This window comes from Pseudoalteromonas phenolica (genome assembly GCF_001444405.1).
Lineage (GTDB): Bacteria > Pseudomonadota > Gammaproteobacteria > Enterobacterales > Alteromonadaceae > Pseudoalteromonas > Pseudoalteromonas phenolica.
On record NZ_CP013187.1, the window covers coordinates 3,836,247 to 3,845,520 of the forward strand.

At 40.2% G+C, this 9,274-nt stretch carries 9 protein-coding genes; 2 read left to right on the forward strand and 7 right to left on the reverse strand.

All coding sequences use genetic code 11. The features are described 5' to 3' along the window. Positions 1 to 12 precede the first annotated feature (12 nt). Positions 13 to 1,902: a tRNA uridine-5-carboxymethylaminomethyl(34) synthesis enzyme MnmG gene (gene mnmG, locus PP2015_RS17295; RefSeq protein WP_058031489.1), complete on the reverse strand. Its 1,890-nt coding sequence runs from the start codon at positions 1,900 to 1,902 to the stop codon at positions 13 to 15. Between the two features lie 425 nt (positions 1,903 to 2,327). After that, entirely contained in the window at positions 2,328 to 2,771 is a 444-nt protein-coding gene (locus PP2015_RS17300) for a flavodoxin domain-containing protein (protein WP_058031490.1), read from the reverse strand. Between the two features lie 439 nt (positions 2,772 to 3,210). Here PP2015_RS17300 and PP2015_RS17305 point away from each other — a divergent pair, with 439 nt between their 5' ends. Beyond that, positions 3,211 to 4,314 carry a hypothetical protein gene (locus tag PP2015_RS17305; RefSeq protein ID WP_058031491.1) on the forward strand — a complete coding sequence of 368 codons (1,104 nt, stop codon included), beginning with the start codon at positions 3,211 to 3,213 and terminating at the stop codon, positions 4,312 to 4,314. Positions 4,315 to 4,357: 43 nt separating this feature from the next. Here the strand turns inward: PP2015_RS17305 and mnmE are convergent, their stop codons facing one another. After that, positions 4,358 to 5,722, reverse strand: a complete 1,365-nt coding sequence (gene mnmE / locus PP2015_RS17310) for a tRNA uridine-5-carboxymethylaminomethyl(34) synthesis GTPase MnmE (protein ID WP_058031492.1) — start codon at positions 5,720 to 5,722, stop codon at positions 4,358 to 4,360. A gap of 273 nt (positions 5,723 to 5,995) precedes the next feature. Between mnmE and PP2015_RS17315 the strand changes: the two genes are divergently transcribed. Further along, entirely contained in the window at positions 5,996 to 6,226 is a 231-nt protein-coding gene (locus PP2015_RS17315) for a DUF1496 domain-containing protein (protein ID WP_058031493.1), read from the forward strand. 175 nt (positions 6,227 to 6,401) lie between these two features. Here the strand turns inward: PP2015_RS17315 and yidC are convergent, their stop codons facing one another. The 4 genes from yidC to rpmH form a co-directional block, all read right to left on the reverse strand. Continuing rightward, the gene (gene yidC / locus PP2015_RS17320) at positions 6,402 to 8,045 is read right to left on the reverse strand and encodes a membrane protein insertase YidC (protein ID WP_058031494.1); all 1,644 of its coding nucleotides are present in this window, start codon (positions 8,043 to 8,045) and stop codon (positions 6,402 to 6,404) included. An 8-nt stretch (positions 8,046 to 8,053) separates the two neighbouring features. Then, complete coding sequence (gene yidD, locus PP2015_RS17325; RefSeq protein ID WP_058031495.1) at positions 8,054 to 8,347, reverse strand: membrane protein insertion efficiency factor YidD; 294 nt, start codon at positions 8,345 to 8,347, stop codon at positions 8,054 to 8,056. Between the two features lie 81 nt (positions 8,348 to 8,428). After that, positions 8,429 to 8,857 (reverse strand): ribonuclease P protein component, encoded by a 429-nt coding sequence (gene rnpA, locus PP2015_RS17330; protein WP_058031496.1) that lies wholly within the window; start codon positions 8,855 to 8,857, stop codon positions 8,429 to 8,431. Positions 8,858 to 8,863: 6 nt separating this feature from the next. Beyond that, entirely contained in the window at positions 8,864 to 8,998 is a 135-nt protein-coding gene (rpmH, locus tag PP2015_RS17335) for a 50S ribosomal protein L34 (protein ID WP_008488847.1), read from the reverse strand. Positions 8,999 to 9,274: the final 276 nt, after the last annotated feature.

Here is a 9,274-nt window from a genome sequence, read left to right on the forward strand (position 1 = left end):
TACCCTTGCGGCTTATGCTGACTTACGAAGTAAGCCCTGCTTTTTCAAATAGACTAATAATAGCGAAATCGCTGCTGGGGTGATACCAGAAATACGAGATGCTTGACCAATAGTTTGCGGTCTGGCGTCAGAAAGCTTGGCAACGACTTCATTCGATAAGCCACTTACTTGGCTATAGTCGTAATCAGCAGGAATTTGCGTTTCTTCATGACGCATCAATTTTTCGATTTCATCTTGTTGACGTGCAATATAACCTGCGTATTTCGTTTGGATCTCAACTTGCTCTAATGCTTGCCAGTTGTCAGATTCAGAACCAAGTCCTTCGATGTTATATAGATCAGCTTGAGCTACTTCAGGGCGACGGATCAGATCTTCTAAACTTGCTTCGCGCGTTAATGGTTTTTTAATCAGCGCATTAACTTGATCAAGTGCTGGGTGATCTTTGTGGATCCAAGTACTACGAATGCGCTGTGTTTCTTGTTCCATCACTTCGAGTTTTTCATTGAAAGCCGCCCAGCGCTCATCATCGACTAAGCCTAGTTCACGACCTTTCTCTGTTAGGCGAAGATCAGCATTGTCTTCACGAAGAAGAAGACGGTATTCAGCGCGGCTAGTAAACATACGGTACGGTTCTTTTGTACCTAATGTTGCAAGGTCGTCAATCAGTACACCAGTGTAAGCTTGGTCACGACGTGGTGTCCAAGCATCTTTGCCCTGTACTTGTAATGCCGCATTCATACCAGCAATCAAACCTTGTGCACCGGCTTCTTCATAACCAGTTGTGCCATTGATCTGACCTGCGAAGAATAAGCCATTAATAAATTTAGTCTCTAAAGACTGTTTTAAATCACGCGGATCAAAGAAGTCATATTCAATTGCATATCCAGGACGACAGATGTGCGCGTTTTCGAACCCTTTAATTGAACGAACAATATCGAGCTGAATATCAAACGGTAGACTCGTCGAAATACCATTCGGATAAAGTTCATAAGACGTTAGGCCTTCTGGCTCAACAAAAATTTGATGCTTTTCTTTATCAGCAAAGCGAACAACTTTATCTTCAATAGATGGGCAATAACGTGGGCCAATGCCTTCAATGACACCCGCATACATTGGTGAGCGATGTAAATTATCACGGATCACATCATGAGTTTTTTCATTGGTATAAGTAATGTAACAAGGGATCTGTTGTGGGTGATCGCTTTGCTTACCCATGAAAGAGAATACCGGTGTTGGCATGTCACCAGGTTGTTCTTGCATCACTGAGAAATCAACTGTACGGGCATCAATACGTGGTGGAGTACCCGTCTTAAGTCTATCAACTCTGAATGGTAGTTCTCTTAAACGTTTTGCTAATGCAATAGAAGGTGGATCGCCTGCTCTACCGCCAGAGAAGTTTTCTAAACCAATGTGAATTTGACCACCTAAGAATGTACCAACAGTTAATACAACCGTTTGGGCACTAAAACGTAAACCCATTTGAGTTACTACGCCTTTAACTTGATCTTGTTCAACAATAAGATCATCACAAGACTGTTGGAAGATTTTCAAGTTTTCTTGGTTTTGCAAAATGTCTTGGATCGCCGCTTTATAAAGTGCGCGATCTGCTTGAGCACGTGTTGCTCTAACAGCTGGACCTTTAGACGAATTTAAAGTTCTAAATTGGATCCCGCCTTTATCGATCGCTTTGGCCATTGCACCACCAAGTGCATCGATCTCTTTTACCAGATGTCCTTTTCCGATCCCGCCAATTGCTGGGTTACATGACATTTGGCCTAATGTATCCATATTATGGGTTAACAATAGGGTATTCATGCCCATGCGTGCAGCCGCTAATGCAGCTTCAGTACCTGCATGACCGCCACCAACAACTATTACATCAAAATGTTCATGATAAATCATCTACGGGATCCTACTTAAAACAACCGGTGAATTTTGAAAGGATGCGTATTCTACCTAGAAAAACTCAGAAGTGAAACGCTTAAATATTAAACAACCTAGAAAATACGAAAATGTGATCACTAATATATATAAGGATCTTTTTAAAGATCTTTTATTAGATCTTACTATTAGTGATCGTGAGATCTGTGTGTAACTCTAACTACATCTTTAAAAGCATAAACTTAGATCAGATCAATAGATGTGAATTAGATCGGATCTTACTCGGTATAAGCGTTGATCAAATCGGTGTTTTATTCACAGCCTCAGATCGGAAAATATTTATCCAAGGGATAAGTATGCGTAGATCAGCAGTTAGATCAAAGGTTATCCACAATCCGATCTAATATATGAGGATTTTGTGAATAACTTCTGTGTAAAAGATCTTTCTATTTATCTGCCAATTTTTCGATCAAGTTTGGCAGCCAAGCTAAAGCTGTATCTTCTGGCAAGGCTTCATCAAGCACATTGATCTCTAATGGTGCTAATAAAGACTGTGATCCTTTACTTTTTAATAGTGCATCACAGTTCTTTGCAGCATAGTTATATGTGTCGTAACTACTGTCGCCAATGCCAACCACGGCATGTTTTAGTTCTGGCAAAGAAGATTTTGCTGTAATTTGCTCAATAAATGACAGTAAATTGTCTGGATAATCTCCAGCACCGTAAGTCGAGGTTACCACCAGCCAGTTTGCCTTTTGACATTCATCAAAATTTGGCTGTTCATGTAACACGGTTTCGAAACCTTGATCTTCAAGGGCGTCTTGAAGTTGCTCAGCGACATACTCCGCTGATCCCATCTGGCTACCTACAATGATGTCGACTTGCGGCATTTAACTCATCCTATCTACTTTGAGCGGCTATCATAATGTGCCTGTGGAAGAAGTAAAGAGGGGATTTAAACTTGGGATAACTTTTTATGTTTATGAAACCATCAATTTTAACTTAATCTACTGATTATTAATAAGTTAATAAATTATTCCTCGTTACTACTTCGTTCTTAATTTGTGGATAAGCTGAGAGAAAGTTGCATCTACTTTCTTTTTCTAGATACGTTTACAGATCAGAAAAGAGCATCTTTAAGGGTTTTATCGTGATATTTTAACGATGTGGATAGGCTGTTTGTGTATAACTAGATCTTGTTTATTTTTCTTAACTTACTTTTAGATCTAAAAAATCGGTTTATATAATTAAATGTTCTAAAATATTGTGTTTTTTTTCTATTGTGGGTACATTTGCTTTTGAGTTTAATTGAAATGTTAAGGATAAAAGTTGAACTTCTCGAAATATTTATTATCTTCTGCCCTCTTATTTGGTGCTAACACGGCATCTGCCGAGCTTTTAAAGACTTATGCAGGCACCAATTATGATATTAATGAAGCTTATAGGGTTGCTCGCTATCAAGCTCCTGAGATGAATTGTATCTTTACTAACGAACCTGGCACTTTTCCTATGCCATGGGATGAGCAATGTTATGACAGTGCTGTAAAGAAAATAGCCTTTATTAATACTGCTACAAAACAAGCATTCAAGTTTAGTGTGCAAAGAGTTTCTAAAGGGAATGGTGTTAGTGTTGTAAATATAGAACAAATTAGCTTCACTACTGTAGAGCGTAGGGCGTTGAATGACTTTTACGAAATAAATGATAATATCAAGGCTGCAGCTTCACGAATAAGTTTAAGTTCTATAGGTACTTATAACGCACGTAGCTTTGCTAGTTACTCTTCTTCCAGCGGTTCTGAATGCTCATCTCATCCAACTAGTTATTTTACTCCCAGAGGTCAGAGAAATACTCACGAAGATCTTGCTAAAGGAATACGTGATCAGGTGGGGAATAGGAGTTGGGGAGAGTTCATAAGACATACAGACTATACTGGTGGAGGTATTCAATTGGGTAAGGGAAATTTGGGTCTGAATGTTTCTCTTAGTCATAGTAATAACGATATATTTACCCATGTAAATTATGGCGACCCAGCCAGTAACCTTCTAGTTTTTAAAGTTCATTATCACGGTGATATGCGATACGGCGGTGAGCGTAGACTTAATTTATCATTTGACTTACAAAGAGGTGCGTCAGCTATTGACGGTATCGAAATTTCTCGTTTATTTACAAATGATTCAGATGTTGTCGTTGACTTAACTAAAACCCCTGTTTCTAATTGTTTGCTAGATTTTATTAAAGATACAGGTACACCCGTATCTGGTAATGGAACGCCAGGGGGAAGCGGTAGACCAGGAGGTAGTAGTGGTCCTGGCGGGGGCGGTCCTGGAGGTGGTTACTGTACTGAAACGATAAGAGCTTATACTTGTTCTACTACAGGGGACGGTAAGACTACTTGTTCAAAACAAGTTTTTGCAGTTCCAGTTAGTTGTTAATAGACTAATAAGTGTCCCAGTAGAGTATATCACTGGGACTTATTTACTTACCGATACAAAATGAGCTGAAGATCTTACCAAGTAGATCATCTGAGCTAAATTCACCTGTGATCTCATTTAAATGTTGCTGAGTTAGGCGCAATTCTTCAGCCAAGATCTCACCAGCAACATGCATTTCTAGCTGCGTTTGTCCGATATCTAAATGCTCGGCGGCACGCTCTAAGGCGTCTAAATGACGACGTCTTGCCATAAATCCGCCTTCAGTTGCACCGGTAAAACCAATACATTCTTTAAGATGTTCACGCAGCAAATCGACACCTTCGGTGCTTTTAGCACTTAAACGAAGTAGGGGATACTGACCCGCTTTATCAAGATTTACCGCTTCATTTGAGAGATCGATTTTGTTGCGTATCACAGTCACTTTCATGCCATCAGGCAACTGCTGCATAAACTCAGGCCAGATCTGCATTGGGTCGGTCTCTGTGGTATCAGTGCCATCAACCATAAATAGCACATGATCGGCTTGGCGAATTTCATCCCATGCACGTTCAATACCGATTTGCTCAACTTTGTCTGGGCTTTCTCGTAGGCCTGCCGTATCAATAATATGTAGTGGCATACCATCAATGTGAATGTGCTCTCTCAGTACGTCTCGCGTGGTGCCAGCTATGTCTGTCACGATGGCTGCTTCTCGTCCTGCGAGGGCATTCAGTAGTGATGATTTACCCGCATTAGGGCGACCAGCAATGACTACTCGCATACCTTCACGCATAATGCTGCCTTGCTTCGCTTGCTGGCGCACTTCATCGAGTTGCGTGATGATGGCTGCTAAGTCACCAGCTACTTTACCATCAGATAGAAAATCGATTTCTTCATCTGGGAAGTCGATAGCAGCTTCAACATACATACGTAGGTGAATGACTTTCTCCACCAGCGTGTGAATGTGTTTTGAGAAATCACCTTGCAGCGAGTGTAGGGCACTTTTTGCTGCTTGCTCGCTGGTTGCATTGATCAAGTCTGCAATAGCTTCAGCTTGGGTTAAATCCATTTTATCGTTTAAGAAAGCACGCTCTGAGAACTCACCAGGTTGCGCTAAACGCACGCCTTCAATTTGACAGATCTCTTTTAACAGCATATCTATTACAACAGGCCCACCGTGGCCTTGAAGCTCTAATACGTCTTCGCCAGTGAAAGAGTGTGGGTTATTGAAGAACAGGGCAATACCTTGGTCAAGTTGCGTACCAGCAAGGCTATTGAAAGAGAGGTATTCAGCATATCTAGGCTTAGGACATTTGCCTAAAATCTTTTCGGCTACGTGAGTAGATAAGCTACCCGAAACTCGGATGATGCCTACACCACCACGACCGGGCGCGGTGGCTTGTGCGACTATGGTGTCTTGATTAATCATGGATTCTTTTGCTGAGCAATAACAATACTGCAATTGTACTCTAAAGCATCAGTATCAGCTAGATTGGCTGCTATTGATAACTGTTTTCAATTCAGGTTAATTTAAAAGTCATACCCAAATTTAAATACTTATATTGAGTCGCGTTGTACTTGATGGAAAGATTGTCTTTGAGTATGTTTATTGACCTAATTTAGGTAATTCATTACCCTAATAAGTTCTACTTATGCATACTATGATTGAGCTAGGGTTTAATATAAATTAAAGGAGTATCAAATGAATAAGTGCGTTTTTGCTATGGTATTTTTAATACCTGTAATGTCTTTTGCTTCAGACCAAGATATCTCTGAATCTAGCAGTGACAAAGCACAGAAGGTTTATGATTCTACGCAGTTTTGTTATTACGCAGATAAAGAGTTTTCTGAAGGCGCAAGGCACTATATTGGTGATGTTGTTCAGCTTTGTACTAAGCGAGAAGACAACACCCTTTACTGGAAAACACTTTAATCTAGTTGCGAGTGAGAAATAGATTTTACTATATCTAGCTAATGTTTGATGGTATTGATAGAAGCTTAGTTATATCTACTTGACTCCATTAACAGCTTGAATGCCTACAATATTACACCCAAATAAAAACGCCAGCTTCATAGCTGGCGTTTTTTTATTTTATGAGTACTCGCGATTAGTCGCGAACTTTGATCCCTTGTTTTTCCATACCACGATAGATGTAAAGCATCTGTGCAATGGTGATCAAGTTAGATACTAACCAGTAAAGTACTAGACCTGATGGGAATGGGAATAAGATGAAGAAGAACGTAAATACGATTGGCATGTACGTCATCATCTTTTGTTGCATAGGATCAGTTACTGTCATAGGCTGCAGTTTCTGCGTTAAGAACATACTTGCACCAAATAGAATCGGTAATACGTAGTATGGGTCTTTAGCTGATAGGTCTGTTAGCCAGAACATGAATTCAGCATGACGTAATTCAGGTGATTCTAGGAATACATAGAATAGCGCTAAGAAGATAGGCATTTGCAGTAATAGCGGCAAACAACCACCCATAGGGTTTACTTTCTCTTTGCGGTAAAGCTCCATAGTGGCTTGACCCATCTTTTGACGGTCATCACCATAGCGCTCTTTTAATTGCATCATCTTAGGTTGAAGCGCACGCATCTTAGCCATAGACGTGTACTGAGCTTTAGTCAGTGGATAAAGCGCCATTTTAACTAAAATAGTGATAGCGATGATGGCCAAGCCCCAGTTACCAATGAAGCTATAAATTAATTTTAAAAGCACCAACAATGGTTGAGAGATAAAGAATAACCAACCAAAGTCTACAGTAAGATCTAAATCAGGATGGATAGCTTCTAACGCATCACCATCTTTTGGACCCATATAGAAAGTAGAAGTTAAACTTAAAGCATTGTTTGCTTGTACATTAACCGCTTCACCTTTAACACCAATGATACCTTGATTATTTCGCAGTAATGTATAAATAGTATTATTTACTGATTGATCTGGCACCCACGCACTTACGAAGTAGTGTTGAATGAAAGCGATATAACCACCTTGCGTGTTTTTGTTTAAATTCGCTTCAGCCATGTCTTCAAAGCTGTACTTTTCATACTTTTCTTCAGAGGTACCATACGTTGCCCCTAAGTAAGTTTGGTCAACCATACTGCCTTTTGGTTGCACAGTGCGCTTAACTTGCGTGTAAAGCTGAACTTGAATTGGGTCAGAAGTGGTGTTGTTAACAGTGTACTCTAGCTCAACATCATATTTCCCAGCTTTGAATACATAGGTTTTTGTGTATTGAACCCCTTTGTTGTCAACAAAAGTCAGTGGTACACGTAATTCATCGCCTGATAGTTCATACGCTTTTTGTGGCGCTGTATAAACAGGACGACCTTCAGGATTTGCATCCGGACCATGTAAACCAATTAAACCGCTTTGTGAAATATATTGGCGGCCTTCAAATTCACCTAATAATAGGAAAGGAGTATCGCTGCCATGTGTTTCTGCGTGTTGTAATAACTTCGCTTCAACAACATCACCGCCTTTGGTGTCAATTTTTACATCTAGTACGTCAGTTTTAACTGTGATAACTGAACGAACTGCTTTAGTAACTGCGGCTGGTACATCGTTTTGAGTTGATGCTGGCACATCATCATCTTGCGCGATTGATGAAGAAGGTGCAGTGACTTGTTGTGTAGTGGCACTGGTATCGGCATTCGCTTGAAGTTTTTCATTATTCCACTCTTGGAACAATAAAAACGACACAAGCAATAAACCGATAAATAAAAACGTGCGTTGTGATTCCATAACAGCTCTTATTTCTCGTGTTGGTGTTTAACTTTGTTGGACTTCTCAGGTACGGGGTCATCCCCACCTGCGCTTAAAGGGTGACATTTTAATATGCGTTTGAGCGCTAACCAACTCCCTTTTATCGATCCATGACAATTAATTGCCTGAATTGCATAACTGGAGCAAGTTGGATTAAAGCGACAGTGAGGACCAAGTAACGGACTAATAAAATTTTGATAGCCTTTAATCAGCACAATTAAAGCAAGTTTCGGCAGGCTTAATAGCCATGCAAGGGTCAACTTTTTTTTAGCTTGTGCCATGGTCACGCATTGAATGTTTAAAAGGTGAGCTAAAGATACCTTAAATAGGGGGGTAAAGCTATTCAGCAGAAGTTTAATACACTACTTTTGCTGAGTTTTAGCTGGTTTCTTACCTTTATAAGGACGCTTTTTGTAAGGTTTCGGTTTTGGAGCACCTGGCTTACAACGTTCATTTATTTTTAACCAAAGTTTATTAAGCTGTTTAGTTAGCTCTTCATTTGATTGTTCATCAACACCTGATTTAACCATCAAGACAATATCGATGTTATCAAGTTTATGTTGATTTAAACGAAAGCTCTCACGGGCAAGACGTTTAATGCGGTTTCTTTGAACAGCCAGTTTACAACGTTTTTTAGCAACAGTGAGACCCAGTCTTGGTTGACCAGCTTCATTTGGTTTAGCTAATAAAGTAAAGAAGGGTGTTGCTGCACGAGCAGGTTCATTGAATATGCGGGAGTAGTGCGAGGGAGTTAACAGACGTAACTCCCTGCCAAAGCTAAAGCTTTCCACTAATGATTAAGCAGAAAGTACTTTACGACCTTTAGCACGACGACGTGCTAAAACTTTACGGCCGTTAGCAGTAGCCATACGTGCACGGAAACCGTGAGTACGCTTACGCTTTAATACGCTAGGTTGAAAAGTTCTTTTCATAACAATTCCATCCGATCGGTTAAGGTTAAAACATCCTATGCAGGTCGCGATCCTGGCACAGGTGCCATTGCGAGCGCGAGATATTAATGCCGAGGACGACGAAAGTCAATGATAATCTCATTTACAGGGCAAAATAGTTGTAAAAATAATCAACTTGATTCGCCCTATATAAAAGCGGCTGCATTATACCCGTGATCGAGATAAAAAGGATAGCAGATCTTAAAGGATCTGATCTTATTTGGGTTTTCCACAGGTCTTGGGGTCAATCTGCACAAA

What these genes read in the sequence shown, in the direction of transcription:
- yidC (WP_058031494.1), bottom strand. Translation starts at nt 8,045, where the DNA reads ATGGAATCACAACGCACGTTTTTATTTATCGGTTTATTGCTTGTGTCG.
- mnmG (WP_058031489.1), bottom strand. Translation starts at nt 1,902, where the DNA reads ATGATTTATCATGAACATTTTGATGTAATAGTTGTTGGTGGCGGTCAT.
- PP2015_RS17315 (WP_058031493.1), top strand. Translation starts at nt 5,996, where the DNA reads ATGAATAAGTGCGTTTTTGCTATGGTATTTTTAATACCTGTAATGTCT.
- PP2015_RS17300 (WP_058031490.1), bottom strand. Translation starts at nt 2,771, where the DNA reads ATGCCGCAAGTCGACATCATTGTAGGTAGCCAGATGGGATCAGCGGAG.
- rpmH (WP_008488847.1), bottom strand. Translation starts at nt 8,998, where the DNA reads ATGAAAAGAACTTTTCAACCTAGCGTATTAAAGCGTAAGCGTACTCAC.
- mnmE (WP_058031492.1), bottom strand. Translation starts at nt 5,722, where the DNA reads ATGATTAATCAAGACACCATAGTCGCACAAGCCACCGCGCCCGGTCGT.
- yidD (WP_058031495.1), bottom strand. Translation starts at nt 8,347, where the DNA reads ATGGCACAAGCTAAAAAAAAGTTGACCCTTGCATGGCTATTAAGCCTG.